The sequence below is a fragment of the Crossiella sp. NPDC003009 genome (assembly GCF_053591555.1).
The window spans coordinates 1-16,896 of record NZ_JBSFUA010000072.1; the positions used below are offsets into that span (position 1 = coordinate 1).

General features: G+C 71.8%; 14 protein-coding genes. 4 read left to right on the forward strand and 10 right to left on the reverse strand.

Annotated elements, in window-relative coordinates:
* Nucleotides 1-172: 172 nt before the first annotated feature.
* The 3 genes from ACWDY5_RS39080 to ACWDY5_RS39090 all read right to left on the reverse strand — a co-directional run bounded on the left by ACWDY5_RS39080 (nucleotide 173) and on the right by ACWDY5_RS39090 (nucleotide 2,243).
* Nucleotides 173-811: a dTMP kinase gene (locus ACWDY5_RS39080; protein ID WP_449727176.1), complete on the reverse strand. Its 639-nt coding sequence runs from the start codon at nucleotides 809-811 to the stop codon at nucleotides 173-175.
* 83 nt (nucleotides 812-894) lie between these two features.
* Entirely contained in the window at nucleotides 895-1,647 is a 753-nt protein-coding gene (locus ACWDY5_RS39085) for a hypothetical protein (protein ID WP_449727177.1), read from the reverse strand.
* A gap of 5 nt (nucleotides 1,648-1,652) precedes the next feature.
* Nucleotides 1,653-2,243 carry a papain-like cysteine protease family protein gene (locus ACWDY5_RS39090; protein WP_449727198.1) on the reverse strand — a complete coding sequence of 197 codons (591 nt, stop codon included), beginning with the start codon at nucleotides 2,241-2,243 and terminating at the stop codon, nucleotides 1,653-1,655.
* A gap of 332 nt (nucleotides 2,244-2,575) precedes the next feature.
* On the opposite strand from ACWDY5_RS39090, the gene ACWDY5_RS39095 reads away from it, so the two are divergent.
* Nucleotides 2,576-3,517 carry a helix-turn-helix domain-containing protein gene (locus tag ACWDY5_RS39095; protein ID WP_449727178.1) on the forward strand — a complete coding sequence of 314 codons (942 nt, stop codon included), beginning with the start codon at nucleotides 2,576-2,578 and terminating at the stop codon, nucleotides 3,515-3,517.
* Nucleotides 3,518-3,582: 65 nt separating this feature from the next.
* Here the strand turns inward: ACWDY5_RS39095 and ahcY are convergent, their stop codons facing one another.
* Nucleotides 3,583-5,046 carry an adenosylhomocysteinase gene (gene ahcY / locus ACWDY5_RS39100; protein WP_449727179.1) on the reverse strand — a complete coding sequence of 488 codons (1,464 nt, stop codon included), beginning with the start codon at nucleotides 5,044-5,046 and terminating at the stop codon, nucleotides 3,583-3,585.
* Between the two features lie 174 nt (nucleotides 5,047-5,220).
* On the opposite strand from ahcY, the gene ACWDY5_RS39105 reads away from it, so the two are divergent.
* Nucleotides 5,221-7,527, forward strand: a complete 2,307-nt coding sequence (locus tag ACWDY5_RS39105; RefSeq protein ID WP_449727180.1) for a hypothetical protein — start codon at nucleotides 5,221-5,223, stop codon at nucleotides 7,525-7,527.
* A 13-nt stretch (nucleotides 7,528-7,540) separates the two neighbouring features.
* On the opposite strand, the gene ACWDY5_RS39110 is transcribed toward ACWDY5_RS39105, so the two are convergent.
* Both ACWDY5_RS39110 and ACWDY5_RS39115 read right to left on the reverse strand, forming a co-directional pair.
* Nucleotides 7,541-8,581, reverse strand: a complete 1,041-nt coding sequence (locus ACWDY5_RS39110; RefSeq protein WP_449727181.1) for a fatty acid desaturase family protein — start codon at nucleotides 8,579-8,581, stop codon at nucleotides 7,541-7,543.
* A gap of 95 nt (nucleotides 8,582-8,676) precedes the next feature.
* Nucleotides 8,677-10,620 (reverse strand): glutamate mutase L, encoded by a 1,944-nt coding sequence (locus ACWDY5_RS39115; RefSeq protein WP_449727182.1) that lies wholly within the window; start codon nucleotides 10,618-10,620, stop codon nucleotides 8,677-8,679.
* 84 nt (nucleotides 10,621-10,704) lie between these two features.
* On the opposite strand from ACWDY5_RS39115, the gene ACWDY5_RS39120 reads away from it, so the two are divergent.
* A complete protein-coding gene (locus tag ACWDY5_RS39120) occupies nucleotides 10,705-11,247 on the forward strand; it encodes a hypothetical protein (RefSeq protein WP_449727183.1) in 543 nt (180 codons plus the stop codon).
* Nucleotides 11,244-11,879 carry a hypothetical protein gene (locus ACWDY5_RS39125; protein ID WP_449727184.1) on the forward strand — a complete coding sequence of 212 codons (636 nt, stop codon included), beginning with the start codon at nucleotides 11,244-11,246 and terminating at the stop codon, nucleotides 11,877-11,879. Before ACWDY5_RS39120 ends, ACWDY5_RS39125 begins: the two co-directional genes overlap by 4 nt.
* Here the strand turns inward: ACWDY5_RS39125 and ACWDY5_RS39130 are convergent.
* From ACWDY5_RS39130 to ACWDY5_RS39145, 4 genes are all read right to left on the reverse strand, one after another.
* A complete protein-coding gene (locus tag ACWDY5_RS39130) occupies nucleotides 11,876-13,399 on the reverse strand; it encodes an amino acid permease (protein WP_449727185.1) in 1,524 nt (507 codons plus the stop codon). The genes ACWDY5_RS39125 and ACWDY5_RS39130 overlap by 4 nt on opposite strands.
* A gap of 148 nt (nucleotides 13,400-13,547) precedes the next feature.
* The gene (locus ACWDY5_RS39135) at nucleotides 13,548-14,471 is read right to left on the reverse strand and encodes a cation diffusion facilitator family transporter (protein ID WP_449727186.1); all 924 of its coding nucleotides are present in this window, start codon (nucleotides 14,469-14,471) and stop codon (nucleotides 13,548-13,550) included.
* Nucleotides 14,472-14,530: 59 nt separating this feature from the next.
* The gene (gene manA / locus ACWDY5_RS39140) at nucleotides 14,531-15,766 is read right to left on the reverse strand and encodes a mannose-6-phosphate isomerase, class I (RefSeq protein ID WP_449727187.1); all 1,236 of its coding nucleotides are present in this window, start codon (nucleotides 15,764-15,766) and stop codon (nucleotides 14,531-14,533) included.
* A gap of 45 nt (nucleotides 15,767-15,811) precedes the next feature.
* Nucleotides 15,812-16,894 carry a hypothetical protein gene (locus ACWDY5_RS39145; protein WP_449727188.1) on the reverse strand — a complete coding sequence of 361 codons (1,083 nt, stop codon included), beginning with the start codon at nucleotides 16,892-16,894 and terminating at the stop codon, nucleotides 15,812-15,814.
* Nucleotides 16,895-16,896 lie beyond the last annotated feature (2 nt).

A 16,896-nucleotide genomic window follows, 5' to 3' on the forward strand; every position in this document is an offset into this window, starting at 1 on the left:
GCTGGTGCAGCTCGGCCGCGACCATGGCGCTGAACTCCTCGCCACCGGCCTGCGCCGTCTCACCGGCCAGCAGCACCAGCTGCGGGTCGATCCGAAGCTTGCTTCGCGTGTGCCGGGGTCACGAACGCACGACTAAGGAGCGAATAAATCCCGCGCGCGGAGCGCGCCAATGTCACAGCACGCGAGCACCCAGCTCCGCGATGTCCACCGACCCCACCCCGTCAACCACATGCCAGTCCGCCAGCCAGTGCTCAGCCGCCAGCTGTTGGTAAACCTTCGCGCACCGAGCCTGCAACCCCGCATCCGTCTCATACGAGTCACGAGCCCGGTCAGCCTCAACCGCCTCCCGCTGCACCGCCCGCGCAGCCGCAACTTCCACCGGCACCTGCAACAACAGATGCAGATCCGGCACCGGCACCCCGAACCGCCGGATCTCCAGGTCATAAGCCCAGCCAACGAACTCGCCATGCGCGTCCTGGTGCAGCCGAGCAGCGCAGTAAGCGGCGTTGGAGGCGACGTACCGATCCAGCAGCACCACGTCATGCGTGGCCAGGTCAGCCCGCAGCGAGTCGGCGGCCCCCCGGCGATCCAGCGCGTATAGCACCGCCATCGCGTAGACCGAATCCACGGTGTCCCCAAGCCGCCCTTGCAGGGCGTCGCGGACCAGGTCGGCGTGCACGTCCTCGCCGTAGCGGGGGAAAGCGCGCCGGGCGACGGTCTTGCCGCGCTGGCGTAGTTCCGCGGTGAGCGTGTCGGCGAGCGTTCGCTTGCCCGCGCCGTCCAGACCCTCGATGACCACCAGTCGACCCACGTCGTCATCTAACCCGACGAAGGGGTGAGTCCCGTGGGGCGGGGGCTTCCGGGCAACGCCCGCCCCACGGGGCTCCGGTGCTCCTACGCGCTGCGGCGCAGGAACACCGAGCCGAACCCGATCACCAGCAGGGAGCCCAGCAGTACGAGGACCAGCGGCAGGGAGCTGCCCTCGTCCGCAGGGGCGGCGTAGCCGTAACCACCGGCGTTGCCGCGCTGGGCGTAGTTCGAGCCGGCCTGCTTGTCGCCGTACTTGGCGGCGACGGCGCGCTGGTAGTCGGCCACGGAGACGGTCGCGCCGTCGCCGTCAAGGCGGCGGACGGTGTCCCCGTGCACCGCGTACCAGGCGTCGATCTGCGGTTCCTGCAACAGGTACGCGCCCTGCGGCAGCTTGGCGGCGAGCTGGCGCTCGCGGTCGCCGGAGGCGATGTTGCCGACCTGCCAGGCGCCGCGCTCGTCGCGCACCGTCCACAGCGTCGCGCTCGCGCCACCCGCGCCGGTGGCGGGCACCGCGACGTAGGCCAGCGAGCCCGGCGCGGTGCTCTTGCCCGCGACGAAGTCCTTGGCCAGCTGGTAGACCGGCACCGGCTGCGGGGCGACCGCGATCTCGGCGTCCAGGCCGGGCGCGCCGCCGGTGGAGGAGCCGGACGGGTCGGCCTGGAAGAACTTGCCGAGGGTGGCCCGCGTGGACGGGTCCGCCGCGACCTGGGCCGCCGCGGCCAGGTCCTGGGCCGAGGGCTCATTCGCCGCCGGCGCCGCGCTGGCGCCCCAGCCGTTGGCCAGCAGCAGTCCCGCGCCCAGTGCCGCGGTCACGAGCGTCCTGGTGATCCCGCGCATCGCGCTCACCTCCTGATCCCGGTCAGCGTGTGCGTCCAGGTGAAGCTCGAGTTGTTGCGGTAGTAGTTGTAGGTGGCCCAGTTGTAGCGGTTGCTGGACTGCCACGGGTCGCCCCAGTAGACCCAGCTCTTGGTGGTGTCGTAGCCGTAGAGCACGTGCATGTGGCCACCGCCGGACTGCCAGCCGATCCGGGTCTCGATGGGCTGGTTGGCCGCGGTCTGCTGCTGGATGGCGGCGTAGCTGAGCGTGTTGCTCAGGTACTGGCCCGGGTTGGTGAAGTTCAGCTTGCGCAGCGCGTTCTGCGCCTCGCCGAGATGGGCCTGGTCGTTGGGGCAGGCGGAGCTGGTGGCGCGGTTCTTGGCCAGCGCGCAGAAGTGGTTCTGGCTGACGCTGACGCCGTGCCAGGCCGCGATGGTGTTGCCCGCGGCCGCCCAGCACCAGTTGGTTTTTTCCTGGGCCTGCATGGTGATGTTGACCCGGTACGCGGCAGGCAGGGCCGCGGCGCTCTGGGTGTGCGCTGCCTGTTCGATGGTGGCCGGAGCGGCGAACGCTCCTGGGACGGGGACGAGCAGCCAGCTGGCCAGCACCGCGGCCATCCCGGCCACGGCTCTGCGCAGTTCGGACCTCCGTGACACGGTGGTCTTCTCCTCTCGCCGGTCCACCCGGTGACCGCACGCCGCAGGGTTGGCGCGGGCAGCTCGGGCGGTGGTTGCGGAAGAGTCGGGCGCAAACGGTTGGGCGACAACCGACGGAGGTTGGTCTGGCCGACGGGGCAGGACCGTTCCGGGGTGGACGATGTAGCGCGAACGAGGGAACGGCTAGCCTGACCTGGCGTGTTTACGGTTGGATCACACTCGGTCGAGTGGCTAGCGTGAACGTTCACAGCCCGTTCACAGGGCGTGAAAATCGCGGGCGGAAGGTGCGTGGCATGGTCTCCGACGTCCCAGAGGGTCTCGCCGACGCGCTCCGCTACGGCCCGTTCCACCGCGCCCTGCGCGAGTCCATCAGCTGCCGCGGCCTGTCCCTGGCCCGGCTCACCGCGCACCTGCGCCGCCTGGGCATCAGCACCGGCCAGTCCACCCTGAGCTACTGGCAGCGCGGCCTGCGCCACCCCGAGGTGCCCGGCTCGCTGCCCACGGTGCGCGCGCTGGAGACGGTGCTCCGGCTGCCCTCGGACTCACTGGTGGTGCTGCTCGGCCCGCAGCACCGGCCACCGGGCGCGGACCGGGAGAAGCTGACCTCCTTCGCCGACCTGGTGGAGGTCGGCAAGATCACCGCGGACCTGTTGGAGGAGCTGGACGCCGCGCCGGAGGTGCACCGGTGCAACACCGCGATGCGGGTCCGGATGGTGCACGAGGTGGTGGCCTTCGGCCAGGACCGGGTGCAGCGCAGTGTGCGGTCACAACTGGTGGTCAGGGCGGTGCAGCCGGGGCCGTACCGGTATCTGGCGGTATATCACGGCGATGACGGCGCGGACATGACGAAGGTGACCGTGCGGGCCGAGGAGGGCTGCCGGATCGGCCGGGTCCGCTGGCGGGACGGTGGGCCGGGCGCGCTGGCCATCGAGCTGCTGTTCGACCGGCGGCTGGCCGAGGGCGAGACGCACGTCTTCGAGTACTCGGTGCTGGACGGGACCGGGGCGGAGTCGCCCGGCTACCACCGGATGCTGCGCACGCACTGCGGCGCGTACCTGCTGCAGCTGGGCTTCCACCGCAAGGCGCTGCCCGCCCGCTGTGTGCGCCGGGTGCTGGCCAGGGAGGACGCGGTGCCGGCGGAGTCGGAGGAGCTGGTGTGCGCCGATGCCAGGGTGAGCGCGTTCTTCGCCGACGCCGGGCCGGGACTGGCCGGGATCGCGGTGGACTGGCGCTGACAAACGGCGGCGGGCCCGCCCTGAAGGACGAGCCCGCCGCGAAAAACCCGAACTGACCGGCAGGATCAGTAGCGGTAGTGGTCCAGCTTGTACGGGCCCTCGACGTCCACGTTGATGTACTCGGCCTGCTCCTTGGTGAGCTTGGTCAGCTCGCCGCCGAGGGCCTCGAGGTGGATCTTGGCGACCTTCTCGTCCAGTGCCTTCGGCAGGCGGAAGACCTCCTTGTCGTACTCCTCGTTCTTGGTGAACAGCTCGATCTGCGCGATCACCTGGTTGGAGAAGGAGTTCGACATGACGAAGCTCGGGTGGCCGGTGGCGTTGCCCAGGTTCATCAGGCGGCCCTCGGAGAGCACGATGACCGTGCGGCCGGAGGGGAAGCGCCACTCGTCGACCTGCGGCTTGATGTTGGTGCGGTGGATGCCCGGGTAGCGCTGCAGCCCGGCCATGTCGATCTCGTTGTCGAAGTGGCCGATGTTCGCCACGATCGCCTGGTGCTTCATCCGGGCCATGTGCTCGACGAGCAGCACGTCCTTGTTGCCGGTGGCGGTGATGATGATGTCCGCCTGGTCGACCAGCTTGTCGATGGTGCCGACCTGGTAGCCGTCCATGGCCGCCTGCAGGCCGCAGATCGGGTCGATCTCGGCCACGATCACCCGGGCGCCCTGGCCGCGGAGGGACTCCGCGCAGCCCTTGCCGACGTCGCCGTAGCCCGCGACGAGCGCGACCTTGCCGCCGATGAGCACGTCGGTGGCCCGGTTGAGGCCGTCGATCAGCGAGTGGCGGCAGCCGTAGCGGTTGTCGAACTTCGACTTGGTGACCGAGTCGTTGACGTTGATCGCGGGGAAGAGCAGCTGACCCGCTTCGGCCAGCTGGTACAGGCGCAGCACGCCGGTGGTGGTCTCCTCGGTGACGCCGAGGATGCCCTCACCGATCTTGGTCCAGCGGTTGTCGGACTCCTTGAGGGACTGCCGCAGCAGCTCGAGGAAGACCTGCCACTCCTCGGGGTCGTCGGCCTCGGTGTTGGGCACCACGCCGTTCTTCTCGAACTCGGTGCCCTTGTGCACCAGCATGGTGGCGTCGCCGCCGTCGTCCAGGATCATGTTCGGGCCCTGGCCGTCGGCGAAGTCGAAGAGCTGGCGGGTGCACCACCAGTACTCCTCCAGGGTCTCGCCCTTCCACGCGAACACCGGGACGCCCTTGGGCTCCTCCTCGGTGCCGTGCGGGCCGACGACGACCGCGGCCGCGGCGTGGTCCTGGGTGGAGAAGATGTTGCAGGAGACCCAGCGCACCTCCGCACCCAGCGACACCAGGGTCTCGATGAGCACCGCGGTCTGCACGGTCATGTGCAGCGAGCCGGCGATCCGCGCGCCACGCAGCGGGTAGACCTCCGCGTACTCACGGCGCAGCGCCATCAGGCCCGGCATCTCGTGCTCGGCCAGACGGATCTCCTTGCGGCCGAACTCGGCCAGCGAAAGATCGGCTACCGCGAAGTCGATGCCATTAAGGGTCTGCAGCCTTTCGGCGGTCATGAACCGGCTCCATCCAAGTCTTGGGAATCCGCTGGCCACCCTACAACCAGCCACGCCGGGAACGGCATATGACGTAATTCAACAGCTGGATGTCCGAAGATGACCCCTCGGCTGGATTTCACCGGCCCTGGTGTGACCTGAAACACGCAAGACCAAAATGGTTCGGAGACAACTGTGCTTCTTCCCGGTCCCGACACCCGTGTCGTCGAGCTGCGCGTGCCGGGGGTGCTCGGCGCGACCCCGGAGTCGGTGACCGGCTCTGCCAGCGCGGTCGACGTGGCAGGGGACGGGCTTGGCCGGGTGGTGCGGCCCGCGGACCGGATGGAGCGGCCGGTGGCCGGGCCCTCGCTGTCGCTGGGCGGGCGGCCGATCGCCAGGGTGATCGAGGGCTACGTGTGGGGCGCGATGACCTCCGGCGGTGTGGCCAAGGCCACCTGGGCGCTGCTGTTCCCGTTCACCCTGGCCAACGTGGCGCACTGGATGCTGCCGCCGGTGCCGCCGGGGTCGCGGCTGGCCAAGGTGCTGGGTGTGCTGCTGCGGGCACTGCTGCGGGTGGCCGCGCTGGGGCTGACCATGCTGTTCATCGGGCAGCTCGCGGTGGTCTCGGTGGACCTGGTCGCGGCGCAGTGCCTCTCCCCCGCGCTGGAGTGCGCCGGCGGGCTGACGCCTGCCTGGCTGCGCGACTCCGCCACCCTGCGGATGATCTCCGGGCTGCTGCCGGTGCTGGTCGCGATCGCGGTGCTGTTCCGGGTCTCCGGGGTGGACTGGGAGCTCGCCGTGCCGCACACCGCGGACCCGCCAGGGCACGCCATGTCGAACCTGCCGGGGGCCGGGGTCACCGCCGATCCGGACACCCCCGCGCTGCGCGGCCTGCACACCGCGGCCGCGCCGGCCACCGTGGCCTGGCTGCTGCTGGGCGGTCCGGCGGGCCCCCTTCGGGCGGACCTGGCCGCCCTGTGGGGCACCACGGTGCTGATCCTCGGGCTGTGCGCGCTGGGCGTGCTGCTGCTCGACGACCCCGGCGGCAGCCACCCGGACCGGGCCGGACGCTGGCTGCGGGCCGCGCTGGCCCCGGCGCCGCGACGGATGCTGGTGCTGGCCTCGCTGGTGCTGCTGGGCGCGGCGGCGGCGTACACGCCGGAGCTGTCCGGGCCGCTGCCCGCCTCCGACGGCACCGTGCAGGGCATCGCGGTCGGACTTGGCCTGTGCTGCGTGCTGTTCGGGCTGCTGCTGATCCCGGCCGCGCTGCTGGCCCGGCCGACCTGGCGCAAGCTGCCGAGGAACCTGCGGCCGTGGGCCGGTGGCTGGATGGCCGCGCCGGTGCTGGGGCTGGCTGGGTTGCTGGGCGGCGGGTTCGGCGCCGGGATCGCGATCACCTTCGAGCAGCTGCTCACCCCGGTGCAGCTGGAGCTGCCCTCGGGCTACCGCTGGGTGACGCTGGTGTGGGGCACCGCCGCCGGGGTCGCGGTGACCGTGGTGGTGCTGTGCGCGCCGGTGGTGCTGCTGCGGCGGCTGCGGGTGCGGCGCGGCAGCTACGTCCCGCCGGAGGTGGCCCTGCTGCACAAGGACCGGCCCAAGGACGAGCTGCGCGCGGCGCGGGCCTGGCGGCGGGCGGAGTGGCAGCGCAGGCACGCGCACCACCTGCTGATCTGCTTCGCCGGACTGCTCGGCCTCGGCGCGGCGGCCTCGGTGACCATGCAGGCGCTGGGCGCGCCGCTGCCCACCGGGCTGGCCCCGCTGTCCGGGGCCGGCGTGGTCGCGCTCGGCGTGCTCGGCGGCGGGCTGCTGTACCTGGTGTGGCTGGCCGCGCGGCACCCGGAACGGGCGAAACAGGTTGGCGTGCTGGCGGATCTGGCCGCGTTCTGGCCGCGCGAGGCGCATCCGACGGTGCCGCCGTGCTACGCGATGAAGGTGGTGCCGGAGCTGGTGGCCCGCGCCGAGGAGCACCTGAAGGAACCGGGCAACCGGGTGGTGCTGGTCGGGCACAGCCAGGGCAGCCTGCTGGCCGCGGTCGCGGTGTCCCGGCTGCTGGACTCGGTGTCGGACTACGACCGGGAGCGGATCGGCCTGGTCACCGCGGGCTCGCAGTTGCAGTGGGCGTACCCGAGGGCGTTCCCCGCGGTGGTGCCGTTCTCCTCACTGGCGGCCCTCAACGGGCAGCTGGGCGGGCGGTGGCGCTCGCTGTGCCGGGGCACCGACCCGCTGGGCGGCGCGGTGACCACCTGGGCCAGGCAGGTCTACGACGGGATGATGCTGGGTGTGGGCTTCCGCGCCGACGGCTCCACCGGCCCGCTGCCCGCGGCCACGGTCGGCCCGCACGGCGCGCTGGTGCTCGGCGGCGACCACTGGCTGCCGGACCCGATGCGCGGCCCGTTCCCGTTCCGCCGCTGGGCGCCTGGCGTGCTGGGACACGTGCAGTACCAGCCGGATCCGGAGTGGGACCGCGCGGTGAGCATCGCCGCCGGGCTGGAGAAGCCGTAAGGGGCCGCGCCGGTCAGCCGGGTGCGTGGGCCGGGCGGCGCAGGGGCTCGCCGACGGCGTGCAGGTGGCGCAGCACCTCGGCGTAGGAGGCGAGGATGCCGCATTCGCTGTAGGGGATGCCGCGCCGGTGGCAGAACGCGCGCACGAGTTCCCGCGCCCGCCGCAGGTTGGGGCGCGGCATGCTGGGGAAGAGGTGGTGTTCGATCTGGTGGTTCAGGCCGCCCAGCAGGAGGTCGACCCACCGCCCGCCGGAGATGTCGCGGGCGGTGAGCACCTGCTTGCGCAGGTAGTCCAGCTGCTCGCCCTTGGCCACGATCGGCATGCCCTTGTGGTTGGGGGCGAACGAACAGCCGAGGTACACGCCCATCAGGCCCTGGTGCACCACGATGAACAGCACCGCCTTGAGCGGGGACAGCACGAGGAACACCGCGCCCAGGTAGCCCACGATGTGCGCGGCCAGCAGCGCCGCCTCCAGCCAGGTGGCTCTGACCTCCCGGCGCAGCACGGCCTGCACGCTCGCGATCCGCAGCAGCACCGCCTCGGTCAGCAGCAAGGGGAAGAACAGGAACGCCTGGTACTTGGTTATCCAGCGCTCCAGGCCACGTTTGCCACCGGCCTGCTCCCGGCTGAAGGCGAGCGCGGGGATCTCGATGTCGGGGTCCTCGTCCTCGTGGTTGGGGTTGGCGTGGTGCCGGTTGTGCTTGCCGACCCACCACTCGTAGCTGATCCCGGTGATGACACCGTGGGTATAGCCGACGATGTCGTTGCCGCGCCGGGAACGGAAGATCTGCCGGTGCCCCGCGTCGTGGCCGATGAAGGCGAACTGGGTGAACACGAACGCGAGCAGCACCGCGGTGAGCAGCTGCCACCAGGAGTCGCCCAGCAGCACGAACACGGTCGCCGCCGCCGCGAGGGCGAGCACGTTGACCGCGATCCGCGCCGCGTAGTAGCCGTATCGCCTGCGTAGCAGGCCCGCTTCCCGGATCGTTCGGGACAGTTCAGCGAAGTCGTCGCGACGAGCATCCCGCGTCGCGGAAACAGCCGATCCAGTCATGGCGCGGTTCTTCTCCCCGTGTGCGTTCCTTCATCCGCTACCTCGGGTTTCCGTTGCCGCGCAGCCGAAACCCGCGCCGGCGGTCCTTTTCGGACCTAGGTCAGGGCCGAGCGGAGCAGCCCGGCGGCCACGTCGGCACGCCCGGAATCCGCCAGCAGACCGGCGGGCGCGAGCACGTACCGCTCGTCCACCACCACCCGAGCGGTGCGCAGCACCGGACGCAGCACGGAGTCCGCCCGCAGCTTCGCCACGATCTCGGCGATCCGCCTCGCGCCGGCGTGCCGGAACACGCCGCCGGAGAGCACCAGCAGCCCGACGCCCTGCGGTCCCAGCCGCCCGGCGACCAGCCGCAGGTGGCGGCGCAGCCCAAGGACCGCGGCCAGCTCGGCGATCCGCCCGTCCACCGCGGTCTCCGCCGCATCGGCTGGCACCCAGTCCACCGCCCCGGCCCGGAACTCCGCCCGCGCGGCAAGGGACTCCGCCTCCGCCGCGTCGATCAACCGCTCCGCCGCCGCCTCGGCCAGCACCCCGGGCGCGGACCAGCGCATGCCCAGGTCGCCCTCAACGGTCCGCCGGTCCGGCGGCAGCTCCACCGTGCTGCGCCCGGCCAGCTCGTCCACGGTCGCCACCGCCGAGTACACGTCAGTGGTCGCCCCGCCCACGTCCACCACCAGCACCGCGCCGGGGGTGTCCGAGTCGGCCAGCGCCGCGGCCAGCTCGGCCACTCCGCGCAGCACCGCGTCCGGCGTGACCGCCCGGACCAGCCCCCGGAACCGCGGTCCTCTGGACAGGCCCTTGCCGCCGATGACGTGGGTCAGGAACATCTCCCGGATCGCCGCCCGCGCCGGGCCCGGTGCCAGCTCGCCGACGTCGGGCAGCACGTTGTCAGTGGCGATCACGGTCCGCCCGGCCGCGGTCAGCGCCGCGGTCGCCTCGGCCCGCACCTCCCGGTTCCCGGCCAGCACCACCGGCGCCCGCAACCGGTTGGCCGCCACCCGCTTCGCGTTGTGCGCCAAGACCCTGGTCTCGCCGCCGTCGGTGCCGCCGACCAGCAGCAGCACATCGGGCGCGCTGGCCCGCAACGCCTTGACGCCGGCCCCGTCCAGCTCGCCCGCGGCCACGTGCACGATCTTCGCCCCGGCCGAGAGCGCGACCCGGTAGGCGGCCTCGGCGCTGACCAGCCGTTCCTGCCCGACCACGGCCAGCCGCAGGCCGCCACCGGCCGAGGAGCAGGCCAGCACCTCGGCGTCGCCGGCGTGCAGCTCGGCGGTGACCGCGTCGATGCCGGTGAGCACCTCCGGCGGCGTGGTGGGGTGCTGGGCGGTGCCGAGCAGCGCGCCGTCCGGGCCGACCAGCGCGGCTTTGGTCCACGTCGAGCCGACGTCGAGGCAAAGGATGTTGACGTGCCCGGAGGCTTCCTGCTTCGTCACCGACTGCCCCCCGAGGTGGCGTTGTGGTCGCGGTCGTGCCGGGCGCCGCAGGCGGCACAGGTCCACGCGGTGCAGGACGCGCCCGTACCGCGCGGCCTTCTTGTGCAGCAGGCGCACGAACTGCCCCCAACCGGCATCGTGGATGACCCGGGCCAGTCGCCGGTTGCCGACCATGCCCGCGATGTTCAGATCCTCGACGTGGACCGCTTGGTTGTCACGGACCAGCCGAAGAGCTTGCTTGTGGTGGTAGTCCCGTCTGGCACGCGCCACCTTGCCGTGCTGGACGGCGATCTTGCGCCGCGTCTTGGCAAGGTACCGGCTGCCATCGGCTCGGATGGTGAAGCCGTTGCGGGTGAACCGACACGACTGGCGGTGGTCCTTGCGTGACTTGAACCTGGGCCGACCGAGTGCTCGGCCCGCTCGTCGCTTGGCCTCGGTGATCACCCGGCGCTGCACCTGCGCCGGGGACGGCTGCTCCCCTGCCTGGTAGGCGGCGTCGCGGCACCGGAGCGCGTCGTTGAACACCACCCGGCAGCACCCGAACGTGCGAGCCAGCATCGCCTTCTGCGGTCCGGTGGGTTCGATCCGGTAGCGGTACCTGGCCTGCACAAGGTCAATATCGCACGCTGGAGGGACGGATACCGCAGCGGACTACCTGGTCACGACGGCACGCTACCGGCACACTGGATCGTGATGCGCGAACACGGACAGCCCACCTGGACCGTCTCCATCAGCGAGGACAGTGCGCTCAGTGGCGCTCTGTTCGTTCGGGACGCGCTGGCGCTGAGCGCTCCCGAAGATCCCTTCCCCCTGGTCGAGCCGTCCGTGCCGGTGATCGGGGCGAACCGGGTGGACCGGGCCGCCGCCGAGCGGGAGTGGGTGGCGTGGCTGGATGAGCTGCTCTACGGGCAGCGGCGCGGCGCGCGGGACCGGCCGGTGCTGACCGCGGCGGCGCTGGAGCTGGTGGAGCCGTTGCGGGAGTGGGAGCGGCAGCGGCGGTCCGGGGACGACGGGCCGCGCTACGGCGGGTTGTTCATCACCGAGTTCGTGAACTCCTTCGAGGACCGGCTGGGGCGGCCGGTGCGGCCGTTCGGGCTGACCATCACCGTGGTGCCGGTGCGGGGCCGGTTCTTCTGGCAGCGCGGGTCGGCGGACCTGCTGGCCTCGCGGTCGCTGCTGGCGGACCCGAAGGCCTTCGAGATCGAGTTCGACCCGGTTGTGCGGGCGCTGGCATGAGGCCGCCACCGAAGCTCGCGCCGAAGCTGATCCTGGAGGGCACCCGGCTCACCGGGAAGACCGAGCTGGCCTTCGCGCTCAACGAGCACCCGCGCCTGGTCGGGCCGCGCAAGTACCGGTACCACTCGCCGCTGATCTCCGCGGAGTGGTGCGGGTTCACCAACCGGCCGTGGGGGCGCGGGCTGATCAACTTCGAGGAGTCCGAGGCGGAGCTGGCCAGGGAGACGTACTCGACCTGGCTGCGGATGTTCGAGCTGCAGCGCTACTACTCGTGGCTGGTGGACCGGTTCCACCTGTCCACCGCGGCCTTCCAGCACCGGGCGGGCCGGGAGTTCGACTTCGGCTGGATCGAGGAGCGCTTGCGGCCCTTGGGTTTTGGGCTGGTGCTGTGCCTGCGCGAGCCGGCGACGTTCCCGGCGGCGCGGGCGGAACGGTTGAAGGTGTCCGGGAATCCGGCGCAGTACGACGATCTGTCGGTGTTCGTCCGCGAGCAGGAACAGCTGCGGAAGCTGGCCGCGCGCTCGGTGCTGCCGGTGCTGGAGCTCCAGGTGGCCGGGCGGACCGAGGCGGAGCTGGCTGAGGAGGTCGCCGACTGGTGTGCCGCCGGCGACCTCCTCGGCCTGCGGGACTAGCCGCTCACACGCTCGCGCTCACGCCGGGCGAGCACGGACTTGCGCTGGCCGTAGGCGAAGTAGAGCACCACGCCGGCGAGCATCCAGACGCCGAAGCGGACCCAGGTGAGGGCGGTCAGGTTCAGCATCAGCCACAGGCAGGCGATGATCGCCACGATCGGCACGAACGGCACCCACGGGGTGCGGAAGCCGCGCTTGAGGTCGGGCCGGGTCTTGCGCAGCACCAGCACGCCGGCGGAGACCAGCGCGAAGGCGAACAGCGTGCCGACGTTGACCATCTCTTCCAGTCGCCCGGCGTCGAAGAAGCCGGCCGCGATGGCGACCACGCCGCCGACGAACAGGGTGGAGCGCACCGGGGTGCCGTGCTTGCCGGTCTTGGCCAGGCCCTGCGGGACCAGGCCGTCGCGGGACATGGCGAACAGCACCCGGCTCTGGCCGAGCAGCAGCACCATGACCACGGTGGTCAGACCGGCCAGCGCGCCGATGGCGATGATGCTGGCCGCCCAGGTGACGCCGACGTCGGAGAAGGCCGAGGCCAGCGTGGAGCGCACCGGTTTGCCGTCCGGGCCGGGTTTGGTGGCCAGCGCGGTGTACGGGCGCATGCCGGTGACCACCAGGGACACCGCGATGTAGAGCACGGTGACCACGGCCAGCGAGCCGAGGATGCCGCGCGGCACGTCGCGCTGCGGGTTGCGGGTCTCCTCCGCGGTGGTGGCCACGATGTCGAAGCCGATGAAGGCGAAGAACACGATGGAGGCCGCGGCGAAGACGCCGTAGAGGCCGTAGGTGCTGCTGGCACCGCCGAAGATCAGCGAGAACAGCGACTGGTCCAGCCCGCTGCCCGCGTGCGCCACGGCGCCACCGGCCTCGGCGGCCGGCGGGATGAACGGGGTGTAGTTGGCGGTGTTGATGTAGAAGAAGCCGACCAGGATGACCAGCAGCACCACCGCGACCTTGATCGCGGTGATCACCAGGCTGACCCTGGAGGACAGCTTGGTGCCGATGGCCAGCAGCACGGTCAGCGAGGCGACCACGAGCACCGCGCCCCAGTCGAAGTCCAGCCCGCCGATGGTGACCGTGGTGGCGGCCTTGATCCCGGCGATCTCCAGCACGTTCTGCAGGTAACTGGACCAGCCCTTGCCGACCACGGCCGCGGCCAGCGCGAACTCCAGGATCAGGTCCCAGCCGAGGATCCAGGCGATGAACTCGCCGAAGGTCGCGTAGGAGAAGGTGTACGCGCTGCCCGCCACCGGCACGGTGGATGCGAACTCGGCGTAGCAGAGCGCGGCCAGGCCGCAGGTGATGGCGGCCAGCACGAAGGAGATCGTCACACCGGGACCGGCGATGTCCCCTGAGGTCCGCGCGGCCAGGGTGAAGATGCCCGCGCCGATCACCACCGCGACGCCGAAGACCGTGAGGTCCCAGGCGTTGAGGTCCTTCCTGAGCTTGGTCTCCGGCTCATCGGTGTCGGCGATCGACTGCTCAACGCCCTTAGTGCGCCACAAGCCACTGCCTGGCACGCCCAACCTCCTGAAAAAGTTCTCCCGCCTGTGCCCCGGTGGGGGCGCCCCCGACAACACTGTCGTGGGCGGCGCTCACCCTACCGGCGGACGTTCTGTGGTTTCTGACGGTTATCCACAAATCAACGCCCGCCGGCGGCGGGAGAACTCAGGCGCCTGCCTTGACCGAGTGGTCCAGGTCGGGCTCCAGGTAGATCAGCCGGGCCTCCGGCACCTTGGCCCGCACCCGCGACTCGGCGTCGTTGATCGCCTGGGCGACCTCGGCCACGGAAAGCTTGGGCTGCAACGCGATCTTGGCCGCGACCAGCAGCTCGTCCGGGCCGATGTACTGGGTGCGGATGTGGATCACGTGGTCCACCGTGGCGGTGGCCAGCTCGTCCACGATCACCTTGAGCACGTCCGGGTTGGCGCCCTCGCCGATGAGCAGGCTCTTGGTCTCGATGATCAGGGTGATCGCGATCACGCCGAGCAGCACGCCGATGCACAGGGTGCCGATGGCGTCCCAGACCGGGTCGCCGGTCAGCACGGTCATGCCGACGCCGCCGAGCGCGAGGACAAGGCCGACCAGCGCGCCGAGGTCCTCCAGCAGCACCACCGGCAGTTCCGGGGTCTTGGCGTTGCGGATGAACTGCCACCAGGTGGCGTCACCCTTGACCTTCTTCGACTCCTGGATCGCGGTGTGGAAGCTCCAGCTCTCCAGGCCGATGGCCACCACCAGGATGCCCACCGCGACCAGCGGCGAGGTCAGCGCCTCCGGGGCCTCCAGCTTGTGGATGCCCTCGTAGAGCGCGAACGCCGAGCCCAGGGTGAACAGCAGCAGGGCGACCACGAAGGAGTAGAAGTACCGGTCCCGGCCGTAGCCGAACGGGTGCGACTCGCTCGGCTTGCGCGCGGCGGTCTTCTGCCCGACCAGCAGCAGCGCCTGGTTGGAGGTGTCGGCCACCGAGTGCACGGCCTCGGCGAGCATCGAGGACGAGCCGGTGATGGCGAAGCCGACGAACTTCGCGGCGGCGATTCCCGCGTTGGCGACCAATGCCGCCACGATCGCCTTGGTGCCGCCCCCTGCTGCCACAACAACTCCTCGTGGTGTCGTGTCCGGATTGTCCTGCCCCGGCTGGTCCGGAGGGGAGACTAGCCGTCCGTGCCCGCGGTCGCGCGGAAGACCTGCAGATCGGTGTCCGTCGCGTTGGACACCCTGGTCTTCGGATCACCGGCGGCCAGCCAGGCCGAGGCGCCGCGGGGCAGCTCCAGCCGGGTGCCGTCCTCGGCGGTGAGCAGGGCTTTCCCCTGCGTGCAGATGAGGATCTGCGGTCCGTCGGCGGGCAGCAGCACCTCTTCGGCGGCCGGGGCGTCCGCCGGGATGTCCACCCGAGACAGCTCGAACTCCGGCGCGGGCGTCGGGTACGCGGTGAGGTGGCGGCTGACCCGCTCGCCGCGCAGCACCGGCATGTCCCCGCAGGAGAAGTCCAGCACCCGCAGCAGTTCCGGCACATCCACGTGCTTGGGGGTGAGGCCGCCGCGCAGGATGTTGTCGGAGTTGGCCAGGATCTCCATCCCGGTGCCGTGCAGGTAGGCGTGCAGGTTGCCGGCGGGCAGGTGGATGGCCTCGCCGGGCTGGAGCACCAGCCGGTTCATCAGCAGCGCGGCCAGCACGCCGGCGTCGCCGGGGTGGCGTTCGCCGAGCTCCAGCACGGTGCGGCATTCCAGGGCGAACTCGCCGTGCTCGCGCAGGTGCCGGATGCAGGCCTCCAGCAGCGGCGGCAGCAGCCCTTCCAGCGCGAGCTGGGGCAGGGTGATCCAGGTGGTGAACAGCGCGCGCAGCCCGTCCGGGCCGGGGTCGGCGGCCAGCAGCTGGGCGTGTCCGGCCAGCTCGGGCACGTCCAGCGCGGCCAGCAGCGCCACGGTCCGGTCGGCGTCCCGGAACCCGGCCAGGGCGTGGAACTCCGAGAGCGCGCAGATCAGCTCGGGCTTGGCGGTCGGGTCGGGGTAGTTGCGGTTGGGCGCGTCCCTGGGGATGCCCGCCGCTTCCTCCTTGGCGTAGCCCTCGGCGGCCTGGGCGGCCGAGGGGTGCGCCTGGATGCTCAGCGGCTCCTCGGCGGCGAGCACCTTGAGCAGGAACGGCAGCCGGTTGTCCCAGCGGCGGGCGCAAGCCTTGCCGAGGTGGAACTCCGGTTCACCGTTGATCGCGGCCAGCAGCGAGGTCTCCGCGCCGTCCGGGCCGAGCAGCGTGGACGGGTCGCCGGGGTGGGCGCCCAGCCACAGCTCGGCCTCCGGGTGCGGGGCCGGGACCTCGCGCCCGAGCAGTTCCGCGATCACGGTGCGCGAGCCCCACGCGTAGGGCCGCACCGCGTTGCGCAGCAGGTCCACTGTTCCTTCTCGCTTCCTGGGTTCGGGTCTCGCGGATCAGTCGCCTCAGGCGATGACCGGCGACACCACTCCCGGCCCGCCCAGCGTGCCGGCGGCCAGCCCCAGGTACAGGGCGGCCAGGTCGAAGCGCACCGCGAGCAGCGCGGCGCACAGGGCCTCGTCGCCGGTGACCTCCTCGGCCGGGGCCACCAGGTCGGCGCCGGGGAGGGTGTCCTCGGCGGCGCGGCGGGTGGCATCGGCGATCGGGCCGCGGCGGACCGCGAGCAGCAGCACCCGCGGGGTCGGCCCGGTGGACAGGTCGTCCGGGTCGGCGAACAGGTCGTGGCCGGAGCTGCCCTGCACGGCCGCGCGGTGCAGCGCGGGCCGGAGCACGGCCTGCGGGTAGCCGGCCACGTCGGAGACCACCCCGGCGAAGGTGGCCAGTGACTGCGCGGCGTGCGCGGCCACCGCGGTGGCGACGTGGTCGAGCCCCCACAGCAGCGGGGTCCGGTCGGCCAGCCGCAGCGCGAGCGCCTTGGCCGGGTTGACGAAGGACTCGTGCATCGGGTGGTCGCGTTCGGCCTCCCGGTCCAGCTCGTCGGCGATCAGGCCGACGTCGGTGCGCAGCAGGCCGAGCTTGGTGACCGTGAGCAGCCCGGCGGCCAGCGCGCGGGCGAAGCCCAGGCCGTGCGGCACGTGCACCCGTGGCGGCAGCAGCAGGGCCTGTCCGGCGGCCGCGGCGGCCACCGGGCCCTCCGCGGGCGCGGTGAGCACGATCCGCGCGCCGCGGCGGGCGGCGCGGTCGATGGACTCGGCGAGCACCGGGTCACCGGGGTCGTCGGCGTGCGCGATGATCATGTCCAGCGCGCCGATCCAGGTGGGCACCACGTCGGTGACCACCACCGGCACCGGGCAGGCCGGGCCGAGCAGCGCGGCCAGCAGCGCCGCGGCCGCCGGGCCGACACCGGGCCTGGTGAGCAGCACCAGCGCGCGGGGACGGTCTTCGGCGAGCCGGTCGAGGCCGAACTCCTGCGCGGCCTCGATGGTCGAGCGCATCTGGGCGCCCGCCGAGGCGGCCGCCCGTAACAGCCCTCCGGTGTCGGCCTCGGCGAGCCGGGCCGGGTCGTCGAGCAGGACGTCGTCGAGCACCA

Coding starts and splice junctions, on each gene's coding strand:
- ACWDY5_RS39090 (WP_449727198.1), bottom strand. CDS start 2,243: ATGGCCGCGGTGCTGGCCAGCTGGCTGCTCGTCCCCGTCCCAGGAGCG.
- ACWDY5_RS39085 (WP_449727177.1), bottom strand. CDS start 1,647: ATGCGCGGGATCACCAGGACGCTCGTGACCGCGGCACTGGGCGCGGGA.
- ahcY (WP_449727179.1), bottom strand. CDS start 5,046: ATGACCGCCGAAAGGCTGCAGACCCTTAATGGCATCGACTTCGCGGTA.
- ACWDY5_RS39120 (WP_449727183.1), top strand. CDS start 10,705: ATGCGCGAACACGGACAGCCCACCTGGACCGTCTCCATCAGCGAGGAC.
- ACWDY5_RS39095 (WP_449727178.1), top strand. CDS start 2,576: ATGGTCTCCGACGTCCCAGAGGGTCTCGCCGACGCGCTCCGCTACGGC.
- ACWDY5_RS39125 (WP_449727184.1), top strand. CDS start 11,244: ATGAGGCCGCCACCGAAGCTCGCGCCGAAGCTGATCCTGGAGGGCACC.
- ACWDY5_RS39110 (WP_449727181.1), bottom strand. CDS start 8,581: ATGACTGGATCGGCTGTTTCCGCGACGCGGGATGCTCGTCGCGACGAC.